General features: G+C 46.0%; 15 protein-coding genes and 1 pseudogene. 5 read left to right on the top strand and 11 right to left on the bottom strand.

The window, feature by feature from the left end:
• Positions 1-14: 14 nt before the first annotated feature.
• The 3 genes and pseudogenes from L5M49_RS13295 to purH form a co-directional block, all read right to left on the bottom strand.
• A pseudogene (locus tag L5M49_RS13295) lies at positions 15-2,304 on the bottom strand (ImpA family metalloprotease).
• A 183-nt stretch (positions 2,305-2,487) separates the two neighbouring features.
• Complete coding sequence (gene purD / locus L5M49_RS13290) at positions 2,488-3,780, bottom strand: phosphoribosylamine--glycine ligase (protein WP_131524201.1); 1,293 nt, start codon at positions 3,778-3,780, stop codon at positions 2,488-2,490.
• A 70-nt stretch (positions 3,781-3,850) separates the two neighbouring features.
• A complete protein-coding gene (gene purH / locus L5M49_RS13285) occupies positions 3,851-5,449 on the bottom strand; it encodes a bifunctional phosphoribosylaminoimidazolecarboxamide formyltransferase/IMP cyclohydrolase (RefSeq protein WP_131524202.1) in 1,599 nt (532 codons plus the stop codon).
• A 352-nt stretch (positions 5,450-5,801) separates the two neighbouring features.
• On the opposite strand from purH, the gene zntR reads away from it, so the two are divergent.
• Entirely contained in the window at positions 5,802-6,302 is a 501-nt protein-coding gene (zntR, locus tag L5M49_RS13280; RefSeq protein WP_168827789.1) for a Zn(2+)-responsive transcriptional regulator, read from the top strand.
• A 2-nt stretch (positions 6,303-6,304) separates the two neighbouring features.
• Positions 6,305-7,801, top strand: coding sequence for an SO_0444 family Cu/Zn efflux transporter (locus tag L5M49_RS13275; protein ID WP_263266242.1), 1,497 nt, complete (start codon positions 6,305-6,307; stop codon positions 7,799-7,801).
• Between the two features lie 163 nt (positions 7,802-7,964).
• On the opposite strand, the gene L5M49_RS13270 is transcribed toward L5M49_RS13275, so the two are convergent.
• Positions 7,965-8,666 (bottom strand): pseudouridine synthase, encoded by a 702-nt coding sequence (locus tag L5M49_RS13270; protein WP_263266241.1) that lies wholly within the window; start codon positions 8,664-8,666, stop codon positions 7,965-7,967.
• 261 nt (positions 8,667-8,927) lie between these two features.
• Positions 8,928-10,094: an MFS transporter gene (locus L5M49_RS13265; protein ID WP_173496227.1), complete on the bottom strand. Its 1,167-nt coding sequence runs from the start codon at positions 10,092-10,094 to the stop codon at positions 8,928-8,930.
• Positions 10,095-10,705: 611 nt separating this feature from the next.
• On the opposite strand from L5M49_RS13265, the gene L5M49_RS13260 reads away from it, so the two are divergent.
• Positions 10,706-12,106 carry a DASS family sodium-coupled anion symporter gene (locus L5M49_RS13260; protein ID WP_168827785.1) on the top strand — a complete coding sequence of 467 codons (1,401 nt, stop codon included), beginning with the start codon at positions 10,706-10,708 and terminating at the stop codon, positions 12,104-12,106.
• 162 nt (positions 12,107-12,268) lie between these two features.
• Here L5M49_RS13260 and L5M49_RS13255 read toward each other — a convergent pair whose 3' ends face one another.
• Together L5M49_RS13255 and trxC are read right to left on the bottom strand one after the other, a co-directional pair.
• On the bottom strand, positions 12,269-12,703 hold the full coding sequence (locus tag L5M49_RS13255) for a hypothetical protein (RefSeq protein WP_263257194.1): 435 nt from the start codon (positions 12,701-12,703) through the stop codon (positions 12,269-12,271).
• Between the two features lie 57 nt (positions 12,704-12,760).
• A complete protein-coding gene (gene trxC / locus L5M49_RS13250; RefSeq protein WP_113939239.1) occupies positions 12,761-13,183 on the bottom strand; it encodes a thioredoxin TrxC in 423 nt (140 codons plus the stop codon).
• 233 nt (positions 13,184-13,416) lie between these two features.
• Here trxC and L5M49_RS13245 point away from each other — a divergent pair, with 233 nt between their 5' ends.
• Together L5M49_RS13245 and L5M49_RS13240 are read left to right on the top strand one after the other, a co-directional pair.
• The gene (locus L5M49_RS13245; protein ID WP_263266240.1) at positions 13,417-13,752 is read left to right on the top strand and encodes an FKBP-type peptidyl-prolyl cis-trans isomerase; all 336 of its coding nucleotides are present in this window, start codon (positions 13,417-13,419) and stop codon (positions 13,750-13,752) included.
• Between the two features lie 143 nt (positions 13,753-13,895).
• Positions 13,896-14,873: a sensor domain-containing diguanylate cyclase gene (locus L5M49_RS13240; protein WP_219250988.1), complete on the top strand. Its 978-nt coding sequence runs from the start codon at positions 13,896-13,898 to the stop codon at positions 14,871-14,873.
• A 125-nt stretch (positions 14,874-14,998) separates the two neighbouring features.
• On the opposite strand, the gene L5M49_RS13235 is transcribed toward L5M49_RS13240, so the two are convergent.
• The 4 genes from L5M49_RS13235 to L5M49_RS13220 all read right to left on the bottom strand — a co-directional run bounded on the left by L5M49_RS13235 (position 14,999) and on the right by L5M49_RS13220 (position 20,653).
• Positions 14,999-15,343 (bottom strand): cytochrome c3 family protein, encoded by a 345-nt coding sequence (locus L5M49_RS13235; RefSeq protein WP_105250378.1) that lies wholly within the window; start codon positions 15,341-15,343, stop codon positions 14,999-15,001.
• Between the two features lie 69 nt (positions 15,344-15,412).
• Positions 15,413-17,092 (bottom strand): FAD-binding protein, encoded by a 1,680-nt coding sequence (locus L5M49_RS13230; protein ID WP_105250377.1) that lies wholly within the window; start codon positions 17,090-17,092, stop codon positions 15,413-15,415.
• Between the two features lie 441 nt (positions 17,093-17,533).
• Entirely contained in the window at positions 17,534-19,000 is a 1,467-nt protein-coding gene (locus L5M49_RS13225) for a tannase/feruloyl esterase family alpha/beta hydrolase (RefSeq protein ID WP_263266239.1), read from the bottom strand.
• Positions 19,001-19,414: 414 nt separating this feature from the next.
• Positions 19,415-20,653: an OprD family porin gene (locus tag L5M49_RS13220; RefSeq protein WP_263266238.1), complete on the bottom strand. Its 1,239-nt coding sequence runs from the start codon at positions 20,651-20,653 to the stop codon at positions 19,415-19,417.
• Between the last annotated feature and the right edge of the window lie 40 nt (positions 20,654-20,693).

Genomic DNA, 20,693 nt, shown 5'->3' with positions numbered 1-20,693 from the left:
AAGGTTTAGCACACTTATGGTTTGGTGCACTGGGTTGGCGAACCCACGCCTTTCCACTGTGTAGTGCCATCAGTGAGTGACAGGGGCACAAAGGTTAAACCTTGGCTCATATTGGCAGGTGGCAAGTCGGTTTCTAACTCATACATGCCCATGGGGATAGCCCCTGATGTGGCATTGGCGGCTGTTTGCGCGGCCGCAAGGCTTGAGTAGTGCAGGCCTAACATATCGAAATGGCTGCGCCAATCTTTGCCTGTGAGTTTACTCAAAGACACCAGCATAAAGTCGTTGCCCGGAATATCTTTCACCGTTTTGCCACCGTAGACACTATTGCCTTCAAACGGAAATTGGCCAAAGCCCAGTTTGCTACGAATCGCTTCCCAATCACTGGCGTTATTCGCATATTTACCGAAAATACGACTGTGTTGATACAGCAAGGTAAAGAGATTAAAGCCATTGTTCAGAGTGGTGCCGTCACTGAGCGTCATGCCGTGAGCCTTAAGCGCCATTTGGATGTAAAACGCCATGCGATAACCGTTATGGACAGCATAAGCATTGCTGGCCCAAGGCGCAGTGTACCTGTCTTCACCAACATCGAGCACCTTACAATTGGCGCCAAGCACTAGGCGTTTACCACTGGTGTCTGTTGTACCTGCAGCATCGGACATAAACACATAAAAGAGATCCTTGTGGTTCATGTGACCATCGGTCACTGTGCCTGTATTGCCGTCGCGCAGATAATGGGTTTTCCACTTCAGCACATAGGGGAAGATATTGTTGGAGTTTTCCCCTGCGCGGCTGCTATAACCTGCCCAGTTATCATGATCACTTGCCGCAGCATATTGCACATTGAGACGGTTAGTTTGCAGATTGTGGCCTAACTCATGGTTATCACCCCAACCCGTTGGGTCGATATTCCATGCTGCGTCCCAAGGGTTACCGCTACAACCTCCACCGCACTGGGCATTTTGGTCATAATTCGCGTGTTGAATGATAGTGCGGGTATGCAGACTATTATCGATACAGTCGTCGCCAAACAGTCCTTTGCAGGCCGCTAGTACATCGGCAGGTAAGGATTCACTTAAGCTCTTGCCTTGGATCTTAAGCCCCGCAAGGGTGTAAACGCTGTTGATATGGTCATCGACAATACTTTTGAGTAGCGCGTTTACATCGGGCACATCCCCGCCGATGGCGTTTAAAAAGCGGTCGCGACGCAGATGCTGCTCGGCACCATCGGTACGTAAGTCCACATGGGGTAATTCGGTATTTTGGATGCGATCGTTAAAGGCTGCTATTTCTGCAGGGTTTGAAAAATCCATAATGGTCGGATGTTTAGCCACATGCTCAGCGCTGACTTCGACACTTAACGCGCCGCCATCAGCACTCGAAGTATCGATATACAGATAAATCGGCCCGCCGTAGGGGGAAGAAAATTCAAGACTTTGTCCTTGAGCTAAGCGTAGGCGTTGCTGCGCCAACTCCAATGGACCGCGGTAGATTTTCTGCTCATAGGCACGGTTAGTATTACGTCTGTGGTAGTTGAGTTTGATCTCCACATTTGCAGCGCTGCTATCGAGACGAGTCAGTTTAATGGTTTGTCCTGGCAGTGCATACCAGCCCGTGGTCGTCCATTGGCCTGCATAGGGCACGCTAATAGTTTTACGTTCTGTGACAGTCGCAGGATAAGCGTAGTGTGCATTGCTGCCCTTGCTGAGGTTAGCTCTGTCGGTAACATATTCACCTAAATCTGGCTGGGCTAAGTTATGGCTACGGGCATAGCTGACGGTCCAATCGGCAAATAGGGCCTGCTGCCACTGGGCGTATTCGCTGTAGGCTATGGGGTAGTCAATCTCGCTGCGATACTTATCGGCGAGCAGCAGTCCGGCCTTCATCAAGGGGAAGTCTGCTTTGGTAAACACATCGATAGCATGGTTATCTAAGGTTTCAGCATTGGCTCGATACCAATCGGCACCCGCTTTGAATGAGTCAACAAAGGCGGCAGCATTACAGCTCAAGTAATTACCGCCGCAGTCGTTGGAGCGTGCCACCACAGCCAGTAATGCCCTCAAGCGTAAAGCCGGTATCGGCAGTAATGCTAAAAATAGCGCTTTTGCCAGACTCCACTTTTTGGCTGCTTGGACTCAGTGCGCCACCTATTACCGATAGGCTGCTGGCGGTGTATTGTACCAGCGCGGGAGGTTGGACTGGCGGCTGAGTGGGTGGTGTTGTCGTGCCAGCATCTTCTGAGCCGCCACCGCATCCGCTAAGCAGTATGGCAATGGAGGCATAAAGTAGTCTAATCCTCATGGGGAGTCCTTGATCTTTGTGTATTTAACATTTGGTTGACATTGTATCTTGTTGCTCCTGTTTTCAATAGAATTAATTATATAATTTTATTGAAAATCATGACGTTATATTTGACGCTTGTCAAAAAACAGGCACAAAAAAACCGGCTTCTTGCCGGTTTTTTAATAGAGATATTAATTAATCTTACTGTTCACGTGCGATTGCGCGATAACCAATATCGGTACGGAAATACACATCATCCCAGTGAATTTCATCAACCAATTTATAGGCGGCTTTTTGCGCTTCGGTGACGGTGTTACCCAGTGCCGTCGCACACAATACGCGACCGCCGTTGGTAACGACGTGGCCGTTTTTCATCTCAGTGCCCGCATGGAACACTTTGCCATTGTTATCGCCAAGGCTGAGACCGTCAATCACATCAAATTTGCGATATTCATCTGGGTAACCGCCAGCAGCCAATACCACACCCACGGCTGCGCGCTCGTCGTATTCAGCGGTCACTTTATCTAACTCGCCACGGGTGGCGGCTAAACAGAGTTCCACTAAGTCAGACTTTAACCGCATCATGATGGGCTGAGTTTCTGGATCGCCAAAGCGGCAGTTGTACTCGAGCACTTTGGCGCTGCCATCGGGTGATATCATCAAGCCCGCATACAAAAAGCCTGTATAGATATTGCCTTCTGCCGCCATTCCATCAACCGTCGGGCGAATCACGTTTGCCACAGTCCAATCGTGTACCGCTTGGGTTACCACAGGTGCTGGCGAGTAAGCGCCCATGCCGCCAGTATTTGGGCCGTAATCGCCGTTATCACGGGCTTTATGATCTTGGCTGGTGGCCATTGGTAGAATATTCTTACCATCGACCATCACGATAAAGCTGGCTTCTTCGCCCTTGAGAAACTCTTCAATCACTACGCGCGAACCCGCTTCGCCAAACTTGTTACCGGCGAGCATGTCATCAATTGCGGCATCGGCTTCGGCTTGGTTTTGGGCGATGATCACGCCTTTTCCGGCGGCTAAACCGTCGGCTTTGATAACCACTGGATAACCCGTTGTGGCCGTTAATTCACGCACGAAAGCTTTGGCATCGCTGATTTCAGTGCAGTTTTTATAACCCGCCGTAGGAATATTGTGGCGGGCTAAAAAGTCTTTAGTGAAGGCTTTTGAACCTTCGAGTTGGGCTGCGGCTTTAGTTGGGCCAAAAATCGCTAAACCTGCGGCGTTGAAGGCATCGACGACACCGATAACGAGTGGTGCTTCTGGGCCGACTATGGTCAGTTCAATCTTATTAGTTTTCGCAAAATCGAGCAGAGCAGGGATGTCGGTGGCGCTGATCGCCAGATTTTCAACATTAGGTTCTAGGGCTGTGCCCGCATTACCGGGTGCTACATAAACGGTAACAACTTGAGCCGATTGAGCGGCTTTCCAAGCTAGGGCATGTTCGCGGCCGCCGCCACCAATGATTAACACTTTCATGGTTAAAACTCCCACACATCGCAAAGGAAAAGGCCCTAATCGCTAGGGCCAAGTTTGATTTAAGTTGTTATCAATGACGGAAGTGGCGCATGCCTGTCATCACCATGGCCATGCCGTGCTCGTCTGCTGCTGCGATGATTTCAGCATCGCGCATTGAGCCACCCGGTTGGATGATGCAGCTAATGCCCGCAGCCGCTGCGGCATCGATACCGTCACGGAAGGGGAAGAAAGCATCGGATGCCATTACAGAGTTCACCACTTCTAAGCCTTCATCTGCGGCCTTGATGCCGGCGATTTTAGCGCTGTAAACGCGGCTCATTTGGCCAGCGCCGACACCGATAGTCATGCCGTCTTTGGCATAAACGATAGCGTTAGATTTAACGAATTTCGCCACTTTCCAGCAGAACATTAAGTCTTTCAGTTCGCTTGCAGTCGGTTGACGTTTAGAAACCACTTTGATGTCTTCTAAACCGACCATGCCTTGGTCACGATCTTGCACTAACAAGCCGCCGTTAACACGTTTGTAGTCTAAGGTTTGGGTCTTAGTGTTCCACTGACCACATTCCAATAAACGCACGTTGGTCTTCTTGGCAACCACATCGCGCGCCGCTTGGCTAACGCTTGGGGCGATAATCACTTCAACGAATTGACGCTCAACGATCGCACTCGCCGTCGCCGCATCTAATTCGCCGTTGAAGGCGATAATGCCACCGAAGGCTGAGGTTGGGTCAGTTTGATAAGCGCGGTTATAGGCATCGAGTAAGTCTTTACCTAATGCCACACCACAGGGGTTAGCGTGTTTAACGATAACACAGGCGGGTTCCAAGAATTCTTTTACGCACTCAAGGGCGGCATCGGTATCGGCAATGTTGTTGTAAGACAAGGCTTTGCCTTGCAACTGAATCGCGGTAGCCACAGAAGCTTCATCAATTTTAGTGTCAACATAGAAAGCCGCCGCTTGATGGCTGTTTTCGCCATAGCGTAAGTCTTGTTTCTTCACTAATTGGGTGTTGAACGTGCGTGGGAACTTAGAATCAGCAAAGCATTCGTCCGTGCTGTGTGCAGGAACCATAGTACCGAAGTAGTTGGCGATCATGCCATCGTAACCCGCAGTGTGCTCAAAGGCCGCAATCGCTAAGTCGAAACGCGTCGCATGGGTCGTGCTGCCATTGTTAGCCGTCATTTCTGCAAGTACGCGATCGTAATCGGCCGCATTAACGACTATGGTAACGTCTTTGTGGTTTTTTGCCGCCGCGCGCACCATAGTTGGGCCGCCAATATCGATATTTTCGATAGCGTCTTCTAAGGTACAACCGGCTTTAGCCACAGTTTCAGCGAAGGGATAAAGGTTAACCGCAACTAGATCGATGGCATTGATATTGTTATCGGCCATCACGCTTTCATCAAGACCGCGGCGCGCCAAAATGCCGCCGTGCACTTTAGGGTGCAGCGTCTTAACGCGACCGTCCATGATCTCAGGGTGTCCTGTGTAATCAGATACTTCGATAACAGGCACGCCGTTATCCGCTAACAAGCGAGCGGTGCCGCCAGTTGATAACAATTCTACACCTTGGGCGTGAAGTGCTTTGGCGAACTCGAGAATTCCGGTTTTATCTGAAACGCTTAACAGCGCGCGACGAATGGGTCTGGCATTATTTGCAGCAGTCATTTGGGTACAGGGTCCAGTTATTTTAGTTTCAAGGATCTTTCGGAAAACAGAACAGCCTTAACGTTGTACTGCTTTCCAAAAGTCCCTTGGTCCTATTTTTACTTTATTAGCTAACTTTTTATCCCTTCGTCACAGCGCGCGTATTCTAGCGTAAAACTCGATTTACGGGTGTTTTTTCTGCGTGATTTCACAATATTCATATCAGAACAAAGCGGCATTGCCGTGTTGGCTTTCAGTAAAGTTAAAATTACCTCTTGACCTTGGAGTAGGCTCCAAGGTTTATACTTGCATTATTGAGTTGTATGCTGGAAATGATCCCTGAGTTGTGGACTATTTCGCAAAGGATGAAGACATGTATCGTATTGGTGAATTGGCGGATTTATGTGAGGTGAAAGCCGACACGTTAAGATTCTACGAGAAGCACGGCCTACTCGCGCCTTCGAGCCGTACTGAGTCTGGCTATCGAGTATATACCGAGGCCGATGCTGCGCGATTACGCTTTATTTTACGGGCGAAAGCTGTGGGTTTTACCCTCAATGAAATCAGTGAATTGCTGTCGATTGAACTCGATAAATCTAACCGAGTCTGTGCCGATGTAAAAGGCATGGTTGATTGTAAATTGGCTCAAGTACAGGCAAAAATTGCTGAGCTGAATCATTTTCAAGCGAGTTTACAAAGCTTGTCTGATGCCTGTTGTGGTGGGCCACGTAGCGCCGAACATTGCTCTATTTTAGAGGCGTTGGAGTCCAGCACTGAGCGGGTACGCGTTGAGCATCATTCTCATAATGTAAATCAGTACCAAACGCACCAGAATCATCACGGCAAAGCCATTTATGAAGAGTCAGGGAATTAATTATGTTACTGAAGAATTTTATTGATCTGTTTTTAGACTCGGCGCCTTGGTTGTTACTGGGCCTGATTTTAGCTGGGCTATTAAAAGTATTCGTGCCAATGGCGTGGATGCAAAAGCAGCTCGGTGGTCACGGTTTTAAAACCGTAGTGAAAGCGGCGCTGCTTGGCGCACCTTTACCTTTGTGTTCCTGCGGAGTGATCCCCGCCGCCGTAGGGCTGCGTCGCTCGGGTGCTTCTAAAGCGGCCACCACCTCCTTTTTAGTCTCAACCCCTGAAACGGGCGTCGATTCCATCGCGGTTTCTTATGTGTTACTCGGCCCCTTTATGGCGATCGTCAGACCGATAGCAGCGATTACCAGTGCGATTGTGGCGGGCTTACTCGTTGGCCGTGATGATGACGATGGCAAGTCAGTGGTTAAGGTAGAAACTCAATCAGATAAGCCATTAGAGGGTGAGGCGTCTTGCTGCGCCTCAAAATCAGTGGCTCAGCCAGAGATGGTAAAAGCCGAAGCGGTTAAAAGCTGCTGCTCATCGACTACGCCTGCGATAACGCCCGTAAAGTCTTCCTGCTGTGGTAATGACAATGTTGATGCGCCTGCAGCCGAGCCAAAGCCGAAGATCAAAATGACGCCTATGGCGGCGCAGAGCTTAATGGCAGGTTCTTCAAGTGTTATGGCTGTTGGCGGTCAAACCATGGGATCTGCTCAAACTATGGGTTCTGTGGTTAAGGTTAACGCTGCTAAAGCAGAAAGCGTGGGGTCATGTTGTGGCAGTCAAACCACAGAGCCTGAAAAAATAGTGGTGGTGAAAAAAGGCGCCTGCTGCGGCAGCAGTGCTAAGGATGCAGAGCAGGTGAGTACTAACACTGCAGGCGATAGCTGCTGTGCCTCTACTCAAGATATGGCGACTGAATTTAAGTCGCAATCGGTACTCAGTCGTATCGGAATTGGCCTTAAATATGCGGCAACGGATTTAGTGCGTGATACTACGCTGTGGCTGCTGGTGGGCTTATTTTTCGCAGCTCTGGTACAAACCTATGTGCCGGCTGACTTTTTGGCTAAATGGGGCGATGGCATTCTGGCTATGCTAGTGATGGTGCTCGTTTCTGTGCCTATGTATATTTGCGCGACCGCATCGACACCGATTGCCGCTGGATTATTACTGGCGGGAGTGTCACCGGGTGCTGTACTCGTGTTTATGATGGCAGGTCCGGCAACCAATATCGCGACTTTAGGCATAGTGGCTAAAGAGCTAGGTAAACGTGCGCTGTGGGGCTATCTTGGCGGTGTGATTGGCGTGGCCTTAGTGGCCGGTATGTTGGTCAATTATCTGGTTAATACCTTTGGTTTTGTGGTGATGCCACAAATTGGTGAAGAGCACCAAATGTTACCTCAATGGTTAGTGGCAACCTCTGGCATAGTGCTGGCGTTACTCATGGCAAAAGTGGTTTTTGAGAAGATCCCAAGAAGCTGGGTTCGCCGCAACGATTGCTGTTCTTAGTCGATTCATATTCCGCTAAGCAGTATCAAACACATAAACATCCCAGTGTTGTTGCTAACACTGGGATTTTTTATGGGATTGATTTGCAAACCTATCAGTATTTGTTTGCTTTTTTACCGTCGATAAACGTAGGCGGCCTGTCTGCTTCAGCCTTGTTAATCAATTAGGATGTGAAGGAGCTTATCTCCGCCAAGGTTAAGTTGCGCCATTTCCCTACATCGATATCTAAAGCCACTGCCCCAATTTGCGCCCTGTGTAGGGCAACCACTTTATTGCCCACGGCGGCAAACATCCTTTTGACTTGATGAAACTTGCCTTCGGTGAGCGTGAGTAGCACGGTTTTTTCATCCACTTGCTGCAGTGTTGCTGGCAGAGTGAGGGCGGTTTCGCCCTGTAGATTTAGCCCTGCGGCAAACTTTGCGGCTATGGCTGCAGTCGCTTCGCTGTCGAGTGGATCTCGCAGTTGGACACGATAGACTTTTTCGCACTGATATTGAGGCGAGATAATATTAAACGACCAGCGGCCATTATCAGTCAGTAGCACTAAGCCTGTGGTATCAGCATCTAGGCGGCCAACGATGTGCAGGTCAAATGCACGTTCGATATCGAGCAGATGAAATAGCGAAGGGTAGGCTCCATCCACATTTGAGCACAAGGTATTAGCAGGTTTGTGCAACATGATATAGCGAGATGGGCGTGGCGCTAGCGGCTTTCCATTAAGGCTGACAGTATTATTTTCATGTACTTGCATCGCGCAGTTTGTCGCGATAGCGCCATTGACTGTGATTGAGCCGTTAAGAATGGTGACTCTTGCGGCTTTGCGATCAAGATCTGTGCTTTTACAGAGGAATTTATCGAGGCGCATAGTTAAATCTCAGGAAAAACAATCAGCACAGGTGTTTAAGTAAGCTGCATTATCGCGACTTAGGGAGGATAAGCAACTGCCCTGTCTGAATGTTAAAACTAAGCGTACTGATTTTTAACGTTATGACCTTTGTGGATCATCTTGCTGTTCGTTTTGTGTTGATTTGACCGCAGATGTTTTCTATTTGAGCCACTCGATGAGCATGTCGTTTATTAAGTGGCTGCTTATTGAGTCGCTGTGCAATGTATTTTATGGGACTTGTTAAGGCGAGGAAAAACTTGGCTTTGTATTAATAAGTAATTGAGCAAAAATGTAAATACTGCTCAGAATACAGCATATGCCTAAATAAATGAGTAAGCCGAACTCCGTTTGGCCAAAACTGCTGGCAACTAATGGGCCTATCACTGACCCCACCGAATAGCTCAGCAGCATCACTTGAGTCGCTGAAACAATTTGGCTAGCAGGCAAGTCGTCACAAGCTAAGCTGATTGCAATCGGGTAAAGGGCAAAAGCGCTTGCGCCAAGCAATAGAAATCCAATAATCAGCGTCATATTTGAATGCTGAGTGAGCAGCAATAATGCTGCGACACCCAGTAGGCAAAAGCTTACTATCAAGCCACTTTTATTAACTCGAGGAGATAAATAACTGACTAAAGGTTGTACTAGCATGCCACCCACTATGATGAGGGCCATAAATTGTCCTGTTTGCTGATCAAGCCCCATATCCAGTGCCACATAGATGGGAAGTAAACCATAGATAGGGCCAAGCAATAATCCAGAGACTAAACATCCCATAATGGCAGGCTGACTTAGGTTTTTTAGCGCAGACAATGACATTGATTGTTGTTCGCTTACCTGAGGTTGACCGCGTTTTACCAGTAGCGCGGGTAAACTTGCCGCGGCTAATAATCCCATGATCACTAGGTAAGGTAGATTGCCCTTTGTACCTAAATAATCAATGGCTAATTGTCCTAAGGCAGTGCCTCCATAAAGCGCTGTCATATAAAGTCCAAGCCGCTTAGCGCGTTGCTTTTGGGTATCGGCCATTAATAGCCATGATTCAACCACCACAAAAATCCCTGCAACCGCAAATCCCGCTATAAGTCGAGAGGCTAACCAGACTCCACTTTTGGGGATTAATATCATAGCGACAACGCTGCAAAGAAGGATATTCAAAAAAAGGATAAAGGCTTTACTGTGGCCGATACGGGCAACAACAGGAGCAATACAAGGCGCCCCCAGTAATAAACCTAAATAAAAAATACTGGCCAGTAATGGAGCAAGTGAGGTGCTGAGTTCGAAAAAAGTGAGCGACAGTGGGATTAAGCTCATTAAGTAGCCTGATGCCAAAGCAAACAAACTTAACCCTGCTACGGGGACGAAAAGGCTGGGCTTTTGAGCCGACTGAGTTAAGGCAATTTTTTCCACGGGCGGTTCCGAAAACAGACAAATAATATACAGCTGGCGGGGTTGCGGTCGCGACTTTAGGCTGGATCGCTGACAGGGTAAAGTGAGTTAGATTGACTGTGGTGGTGAATAATATTTGTGTTTACGATTCATGTAGATATTGGGTTTTCTATGTTGCTTTGTTGCAATACGTTTGTGTTGTTCGCTTGCTGTTCACTGCGTCGCAGTTTTAGTGCACATTCAACGATACCTAGATTCGATTTAGCGCTACACACATTCAATTTTGTGCCAAATTTGGGGAATAATACCTAATCCTACCAATGATCAGAAGGTATGATTAATTAGTTGATTATCACCTTGGTAGAAAGTGTGGCGTGATCTATGTCTCAGTTTTAAACATTAATTAAATTACAACGTGGGCAAGGTTTTGTTCGATCTTTGTCCGTTTGAAATTTTAAAACAAAGGTGTCGATCAGAATTTGGTGATTATTGTCGCTAATCGGCCGTTTGTGCGTGCTAGCTCAGCAATAAATGTTGTTGCCAAGTGATAAAATTACAAAATAAACCGCTTTGCCAAGTGTGATCTATGCCCTAAATTTGCGTCAAAATAAAATGGTATTAAGGTTGTAACCATGTCTTTAACAGATTCAAGTACTGCTCCACCTAATAAAGCTCCCGTCAGCGAGGGGCTCGATAAGAAAAAAATGCTGATCCTAGTGGCTGATATTGTGCTGTTATTTGCACTTTATTACGGTTTACCTTTCGAACAAGGGGTGAATACTGGGCTGGCCATTTTGTTCTTTGCCGCGATTCTTTGGCTGACCGAAGCGATTCACATCAGTATCACTGCGATTCTCGTTCCTATACTCGCCGTATTCTTTGGGGTGTTTGAAACCAAGGAGGCAATGAGTAACTTTGCCAATCCCATCATTTACTTATTCTTTGGTGGTTTCGTATTGGCTGCGGCCTTGCATCATCAAAAGATTGATACCCTCATAGCGCAAAAGCTGCTGCTAGCCTCTAAGGGTAAACTCAGTATTGCCTGTTTGATGCTGTTTGGAGTAACTGCGCTGCTATCGATGTGGATCAGCAATACCGCGACCACGGCGATGATGTTGCCATTGGCACTCGGGATTTTGCAGCAGCTCGACCGCGAAAAATACCACAGCACCTATGTATTCTTACTGCTCGGTATTGCCTATTCGGCCAACATAGGCGGTATCGGTACTTTAGTGGGGAGCCCACCGAATGCGATTGCTGCGGCTCAAGTGGGCTTAAGTTTTAGTGATTGGCTGAAGTTTGGTATTCCAACCGTTATCCTCATGCTACCTATGATGTTGATTGCCTTGTATTGGTATTTTAAGCCTGATCTTTCTGCCAAATTCGATGTGAATGTTGAAGCTCAGAAGCTGACATTTCAGGGGAAATTTACTCTGCTTATCTTCCTGACTACCGTATGTTGCTGGATTTTCAGTGTACCGTTAGCTAAGGCATTAGGTGGCATCACTCAGTTTGATACCATAGTCGCCTTAGGTGCCGTCGTTTTACTCTCGGGCTTAGGTTTGGTCGGCTGGAAGAAAATTGAATCGACCACAGATTGGGGTGTACTCATATTGTTTGGTGGTGGTTTAACACTGAGCGCAGTACTAAAAACCACTGGCACCAGCGTATTTTTAGCTCACTGGATGACAGATATTTTCGGTAGCACTCACATGTCGTTGTTCGTCTTTGCTGTGATTGCTTTTGTGGTGATGTTGACTGAATTTGCCAGTAACACCGCCAGCGCTGCACTATTAGTGCCTGTATTTGCTGCGATTGCTGAGGCATTAGGCATATCGCCTGTAATGTTATCTGTGCTGATTGGTATTGCAGCTTCTTGCGCCTTTATGTTGCCGGTGGCGACACCGCCCAATGCTATTGTTTATGGTTCTGGCCATATCAAGCAATCGGAAATGGTGCGAGTGGGTATGATCATCAACTTTATCAGTATGATAGTCTTGGGTATTATCGCCCATACCTTCTGGGATATTTAACACTGATATATTTCATGGCAACTTTGTGTTTCAACGTTGCCGCTAGAATAGTATTCGCCTTATGAAGAGCATAGGGCGGATACGCATTTTTCCTAGCAGAGTCGTCGTACCGAGTTTTTGGGCTTAGTGTTTCGAAGTTTACTCTATGCTTATGTTTTGCACTTAATCTGAGGTTAAGTTGCGACTAAAAGTATTTGCGCTATAAATTGCTTGATGTTGATAACGTAGATAAAAGATTTCTTTTACGTTGATGATATCAATCTGTTCAATGTCATTTTTATATAATACGGGAGCGGTATCGCCTTCAGTGACATTAACGGCTTGTAAAATAATAGGCTTATCTGTCATGGCAAAAAACACTTCTGCTTGCTGTAAATTCTCTGAAAGATAAACATAAGCTGTCTGCGGCTCGGCAGAATTATGATCACTGCGAGTAAAGGCTATCCCTTGTTCGAATGGACGAATGCATTGCTTAGTGTCATCGTTCCAAGTCCCTCCCTTGTCGAGACAAGTATCAATTGTGAGATGTTGTTGTAAACCCCATCCTGTCACCACTAGCAAGAGCACTGCGCCCAGTAAGAACATTGCTTTTTTCAATTTTCGTTACCTTTACAAATTAGCTCGGCTGAGCGTTTGTATCTTAGCTCAATCCTCTTATTTATAGGCATTTAACCATTGGTTTAACGCTGAGGAGGGCAAAGCTCCGGCTTGCTGGGCGAGTATGTGGCCTTGTTTAAAAATCATTAAGGTTGGAATAGATCGAATATTAAATTGAGCCGCGAGGGCTTGCTGTTCTTCAGTATTGATTTTACCGAAGCGAAATTGAGGCTCCCATGTCTTAGCTGCTGCAGAAAATATGGGCGCAAAACTTTTACAGGGCCCACACCAGCTGGCCCAAAAGTCAACGACAAGGGGAAGCTCTGATTTATTAGCATGGTTGGCAAAGTTTGCGCTATTGAGTTCAATTGGCGCAGCCGTAAAGACACTGAGCTTACATTTACCGCAAGTGGGTTGTTGGTTTAAACGCTCATCGGGAACGCGGTTTAACGTATCGCAATGGGGGCAGGCAATAATCATGGCAAAGCTCCAAAATAAAACGTTTATACGACTTATATATTGGGCTAACCGACAGTAATTTAAAGGGCGAGTGATGATGTTATCGCCCATGATGACCTTATTATTAAGGATTAAGCAGTGAACCAAGCTGCAGAAATGTTTAGATTGCGCCGACAAGCCCGCTCTTCGGTGATAAAATCCTGCGCAAAGTTGAATATCACGCCCTAAGTGCGAAAAGAAAAGAGAATGAAGATATGACTGAATTAGAAGTAATCGATCTGCAAGTGGGCGAAGGAAAAGAAGCGGTAAAAGGCGCACTGATCACTACCCAATACCGTGGTTTTTTACAGGATGGTACCCAATTCGATTCATCCTATGATCGTGGTCAAGCGTTTCAATGTGTAATTGGTACTGGCCGTGTGATTAAAGGCTGGGATCAAGGTATTGTGGGGATGAAAGTCGGTGGCAAACGTAAGTTGTTAGTCCCTGCTCACTTAGCTTATGGCGAGCGCCAAGTGGGGGCACATATCAAACCAAATTCTGATCTCACCTTTGAGATCGAATTGCTCGAAGTGCTGACTCGCGACTAAGCGTGACAGGACTACGAGAGTCTGTGTAAGCTCAATTGAGCCAATATGATTCTGGCTCATTTTTGCACTCCTCGCTATGTTGCTTCGGCATAGGGTGATTTACACTGGACTCAATTTTCCCACTTAAAGGAAAGAGATTTGTCGTGGCTTCGGATACTGCAGCAGAGTTAATTGCGCAACTTCAGGCTGAGATCGCTCAGCTAAAAAGTGAAAACGCTCATTTAGCAGCGTTGAATTATCGTGCCGAAGAAAAACTCTTTGCGGCCCTCGATGGTAATGGTTTATGTCTATGGGAACAGCATATTCCAAGCGGAAATTTAACCATATTTAACATGCGCTGGGGCGAAATGCTCGGGTTTAGTCCTGAAGAGTTTGCTGCCCATGTTGATATCTGGAAAAGTAAATTACACCCCGAAGATAAAGAATGGGTGATAAAAGCCTTTGAAGATCATGTGAATGGTCAAGCCGATTACTATCAAGCAGTTCACAGAATGCTACACAAAGATGGCAGCATAACCTGGGTGTCCGATCGTGGGCGTATTGTCGAGCGCTTAGCTGATGGAACACCACTGCGAATGATGGGCAGCCATATTGATATTACTCAAGAAAAGCGCTACGAAATAGATTTAGCCCGTTTAGCCCACAGTGATCCACTCACCAACTTAATGAATCGCCAAGCTATTGCCAAAGTATTCGATGAATCCTCGCAATCAGGTATTCACGGTGCGTTATTTTTTATCGACCTTGATGGTTTTAAAGCGTTAAATGACCGTCACGGCCATAAGTTTGGTGACAGCCTGTTGATGCACGTTGCGCATACTTTGGTATCTCATGCAGGTGAATTTGCGCAGATCGCACGGTTAGGGGGTGACGAGTTTGTGATATTACTGCCGTCATTTGATCGTGAATCTTTAGGGGCGCTCGCACAATCATTGCTCGATGTTTATCGAGATAAATTCCTGCTAGAAGGTTGTGAAGTAGAGGTAGGCCTGAGTATCGGTATTGATATATTTGGCTATGGTGATAGTTTTGCCGAGAGTTGTGATCGCGCGGATGCCGCCATGTATCGCGTGAAACACCAAGGAAAGCATGGATATTGTTTTTATCAGTCGTCGGAATAATGTTCCAAGCCTGCTGATCTTAGTAATACTTAATTTAGATTTGATTACAGTGCCTTATTCGAACAAAAAACCACCTTTAATGGTGGTTTTTTGTTTTTTAGCTTTTTAAGCGTAGTGTCATCAGCTTATGGAGTTACAAAATTAAATGGTTGATGGCAACTGACACAATAGTTTTCAGATTTTTTGTGTACATGGTGGCACTTACTGCAATCAGTTTCGGTGTCGAAGTGGCGATTTTTATGGGGATTGGTTGGTTTTACATCCGCCGTTTTTTCCGCTAATTTCTTAGTGTTGTGGCATTGTACACACTTGAGCATAGGGACTGCTTGTCGTTCTTCTGCACCATGGCAGCTTGCACATTTAAGGCCTTTCGCCATATGAGTTTGATCGAGTAAAGTACTCTCTTTAGCGAACGCGCTGCCAGCGAAAATACCCAAAATAATAGCCAATATAATTGTTAAGTTTTTCATTGTTTGATCCCATTATTCATTTCACAGGATGCCAAAATGTGAGGCATCCATTATTGATGACTATGTGTTCTATAGCTTTGCTACATATTTGCCAGCTAAATAGCCGAAGGTGTAGCAGCGACCTAAAGACAAGCCAAATACCGTTAATGGGTAGTCAACGCCACCGTAGAAACCTGCTCCTAGGTTACCAACAATGAATAAACCTGGAATTTCCTTACCATCGGCATCAAGTACTTGGTGGTTGTCGTTAACGAGAATTCCTGAACATAAAGTAGAAATACGCATACGACGGTGAATACCGTAAAACGGTGGTTTGAGCACTGGTACCATTTTGCTTCTAGGTTTACCGAAGTCCTCATCTTTACCTTTTTTGCACAGCTCGTTATAACGGTTAACGCTGGCAACAAAGGTTTTTGGATCGCACTCTAACTTCACAGCCAATTCTTCTAATGTGTTAGCTGAATGGGTGTTGATCAAAGAGGGAAATACTCCTGTTTTCTCACCAGGAACTTCAGGCATATAAACTTTAAGCTCTTCAGGAGAATAGAGGTGGCCAGGCCAATCCTTCGCTTGCGTCATATAGTCAGAATCAAATACTTGTGAGTAATGCCCCGCATTCTGCTCATCTTTCAAGTAGTTATTCATTAGAGACATCTCAACCTTCTCATTCACAAAGCGCTCACCTTTACGGTTTACCGCTAAGAATGGCATGTCACACATGGAAGCCGGGCCGGCATCGAAGTCGTGCAACATTTTGGTATGTCCAACAGGTTCAATAACGCCGCCAGCCCAATAGGCCATAGCAAAACCGTCACCGGTACGATCCATTTGTTTACGTTCAAAGTTTTTCAGTTCGGGGATGAAGAAGTCACACATGGCTTTGTTATTTTGATAGTCGCCAGAGGACAGAATGACACCTTTCTTCGCCATGTATTTGTGGTACTTACCATCACGAGTTTGAGCAATGACGCCGATGACTTTTCCTGACTCATCCTGGATTAATTGTTGTGCAGGAGTATTAAAGAAAAACTTAACGCCTGCTTTTTCCGCTGTTTTAGCTAATGCGCGGATAGCATCACCCGTGGTGTAGGGTTTAGGGCCGCAGAAAGAAGTGATAAAATTTAAACGGTCATCAGTATCAGCAATTCCGCGAATACCGTGCTGCACTTTAGTTCCTTGGTCAACAATCTGGCCGCCACCTTGTTTAACTCTATCGATAACCCAAGTGACAGCTTCACCTGAATTGTAAGCCCATTGCTTAAGAAGACCGGGATGTGAACGGTGCGCGTTATCCGCCATTAAACGGCTAACTAAAGCTTCAATTGCTGATTTATCACTGTTTTTCAGGTCAATCCCTGAACCAGTGTTTCCTTGAGAGACTGGAATGGCTTGCTTTTGTAAACACGCAACGGTTGCACCACTTTCTCTGGCGGATAGAGCCGCAGGCACACCAGAGGCTCCAGCACCGACGACGACGACATCAAAGGTTTGGGTTGTTGCAATATCTTTATCAGCAATAGGTTTTGGCTTAGGTAGAAAATTGAGCGTTGCGCCGCCAATTTCGCCATATTCAGTGCCAACTTGAAGTGGTGCAGCACTCGCTGAAGCAATACCAAGACTTGCAAAGGCTAAGCCACCACTTCCCACTGCAGCTCGAGTTAGGAAACTTCTTCGAGATATACCATTCTGAAGCACGCTAGCAGTGTATTGATCGATTTCTTTCGGTTTCTGTGAATGCTCTTTACTCATTTTGATACTCCTTGGGTCCTCATTGCTAAGGTCGATATGACATCGTTAGCAACGACAATGGATCTGGCCATAACCGTATGTGATTTGTTTGCCTTAAAAACTAGAAGTGCAGTTGTGTGAAAGTGATTAAATTCTCATTCATTAACAACATACGTTTAAATGTATGACATATGACAATAAACCAAAAGAGGTATTAATTACATCTTTGCAGTGCTTCACAAAATGCTGGCATTTTGAGCGATGAATGTGATTATTCTTTTTAAAACAATCTAATATAGGACTTTATTGAATGAATAAGTTTGGCGACGCGGGAAATATGAGCGTCTGATTTTATGCATGTTTAAGTAGTTAACAAATAGGGACTATTTATAAATAAACATGATTTGAGGTAGGCCACCTCAACAATATTGAGGTGGCCTTTGGGCTTTAATGCCCTAGGGATTATTTAGGCGATACACAGGTAAAATTGGTGGCATCTTCAACATTACCTATACCATTGTATTTTGCGAATTGGGGGTATGGGCAGAGGATCCTCGTTCTGTTTTTTGACCAATCACTGGGTAGTTCGGCATTTTCAGGGCGGACTGAAGCCGTGATGTTTTGGGGTTCGACTCCTTTTTCAACCCAGTCAACCAATGCGCGGATCATGTTAAATTTATCTGTGGTAGGACCGCTGCCGCAATGATTCATCCCAGGGATAAGGAATAAACGGGCGAAGGTTTCTGCGTGCCCAGCATTGGCCTCGGCTAATTCGTTATACCAGTTCACTGTATCATTGGCTGAAAATACGGGGTCAGATGTTCCATGGAACAACATCATCTTAGCGCCGCGATTTTTTATGACCGAAAGATCCGTTGGCTGGGGCGGTGTCATAAAGTCTATACCCGATTCGGAGTAAATCGAATCCGTGGCATAGATCCGTTGAGTATCCTCATCCATGCTAAATGATTGCACAAATTCCAAACTGGATTGTTCAGTTGCACCATTAAAGGGGGTTGGTGGCGAACTAAAAATAAAACCAACGGCACCAGGGTCTCGATTGAGCGCCATGTTATATTCCCAGGAAGCCCAACCAGATGCGCCGATACCCGCATCGTATGGGAAGTCAGTATAAATGGCTTCACCTGTCTTGCTGTTATGGGGCCCTGCCATGATATTGCCGAGTACCTGCTTTTGCTCTGCTGTTAAGCAGGTATTATCTCTGTCACTTGAACAGGTTGGAACATCACGTTCAAGGTCAAAGGTCTTTTGACAGGAATAGGTGTCGGTAATAATGCCATCGCTCACGCCGTCAAGGGCATCACACTGCTCGAGGACTTTTTGGGAAACGAGGGAGAATTCTTCAGGGGTAATGGCGGTTTGTAGTGTGGCTAAAATATCAGGACCATCAAATTCAACCAGCTTTGAATACTCTTGAACACCATACATTTGCGCTACTGCAGCTTTAGGTAAGTTAAATCCAGGGTTGCCTACTAGAAAGCCATCGTACATATCGGCAAAACGACTGGCCGCGACCATAGTGTGTCTACCACCGTTAGAACAACCGGCAAAATATGATCTATCAGGTTGTTTACCATATGCTTTTTCTATTAAATTTTTCGCCATTGGCGTTAACTCGGCCACAGCATTGTAACCATAGTCAAGCCTTGCTTGAGGATCTAAACCAAAGAAAGGGGTTGGTGCTGGATGCCCCATATCAGAACTTATCACAGCGAACCCTTCATTGAGGGCGGCAGAATCTGGGCCTGCGGAAAACACTAAGCGGCCAACCGCCTTAGCGACCGAACCGTCGAGGCCGCCATTGGCTTGATAATAGAATCGACCATTCCAGTTAGTGGGTAAACGCATTTCAAAGCCGATCGCATAGCGGGTTTCTCCCGCAATGCCAGTTCCCATCCATCCTTTCATTCATATAACCAGTCACTAAACAATGTTCTGGTGCTCGGTAACGTTCAGTAGCGCTATATTCAACATTGCCAGCCGCAATAATTTGTGAGTTCGTTATCACAGTATTTTTGAAATTATATTGTGAAGCAATTTCACTACATAGATTCAGTGTGGCGGGTGTGGCCGAGGCTAACTGTGGTAATGGGGTTTCGGCGTTATCGTTATTTCCACATCCGCTAAATAAAAAACATGACATAGCAACGGCTGGAATAAGTAAGAAATTCTTTGTTTCCATTTAATCTCAATCCTTAAGTCAAAGTGTTTACCGCAACTTTTAGTTGGGTATGGGTAATTTTGCGGTACAAAAATTGGGTGTATCGAACAAGGCTGATACACCCATATAAGTTTTGGTGCAGGGGAGTTAAAACGGATGAACTATTTACCTAAGGCAAATTTATAAGTGACATATAAACGCAGATCGTCAAGATCTTCGGCTTGATCAAAATCGACCATGGCATAACGCGCCTTAAGACCTAGGCCCGATAACATGCCTGAAAATTTATAGGCGATTGAAAAGTTTGTTTCATTAAAATCTGACGCAGTCCCCTCTGGCACATCGTACTGCCCATAAAAGGCATAGGCTTCTAATCCACTCGCCCCTAATTTTTCAAAGTCATAGGCCAGCTTTAACGCGTTGACCTCTTCATTCGCCCGTGCAGATTGATATACCTGTTGAATGACCACTTTTTCATCGCCCCATGGGGTCAGCACTGTGTCATCCCCGGTTTTGGCGTACATATAAGTGAGATCTGCCCCCGCCAATTTGGCGCCTAGATGGAAGCCATATTGATAGGTATCGAGTGGGCCGCCGGTTTCTTCACCTATTGCCTGTTGAGTTAAATAGGAAGGTGTTAAGTACAAATTCGTTGGACCAACATCAGCGGCTAATTTCACTTTGGCATAGGTTTGATTGAAAACATCTTCCATGCTGTAGTGCCAAAGATGGGCTTCAGTTTGGACTGTCTTAAAGGGCAATTGATATTTAGCACCTAGGGCATAAACTGGGTTATCGGCAACATCTGCCACAATACCCGCTCTTGCTAATTCGCTTTGTACCGCCTCTTTTACGGATACGAAGCTATTATCAGACCACCCCATGGAATCTGTAATATAGAGTGCTGATAACGTTAGATTGTCAACACTCTTATTTTCTGCTGAAAAGCCGCGAAAAGTTCGTGGGATCGCACGAATGTCATGGGGATTCATCATTGGTGTGCGCAGTTCTTGTGCACCTAATTTGAATTGAGTATCCCACCAATTACCTTGGACAAAATACTCCTGTAAACGGTTGACGCTGTCATGGTCGCCAGCGGCATCGCGAGCAACTAGGCCGTAGACATCATCTGAATCATTGGTCCAAATGGGATTTGCAGATGCGAAGCTGGTCCCAAAACTGAGGCCATTCACTTTTGCGGTATTGTAATAAAACAGTCCGCCAAATGACGTATCGTGTTTAGTGTTCGTCGTATTATCAAAGTCACGGGTAAAATCGAATAAGCGTAATTCCCCTTTTAACGTACCTTGGCTAAACATTTGATCAATGCTGGTATCTGCTGTAGCAGGAATCGCTAGCGTAGATAGCACAAGCAAAGATAAATAAGATTTTTTCATCATCATCTTCCCTATTATTAGTAAGCCCTGATCAGAATTGTCT

The sequence above is a fragment of the Shewanella sp. SM74 genome (assembly GCF_025653725.1).
Lineage (GTDB): Bacteria > Pseudomonadota > Gammaproteobacteria > Enterobacterales > Shewanellaceae > Shewanella > Shewanella oncorhynchi.
Note: the sequence above shows the minus strand (reverse complement) of the source record. Positions and strands in the feature narration are given on the sequence as shown.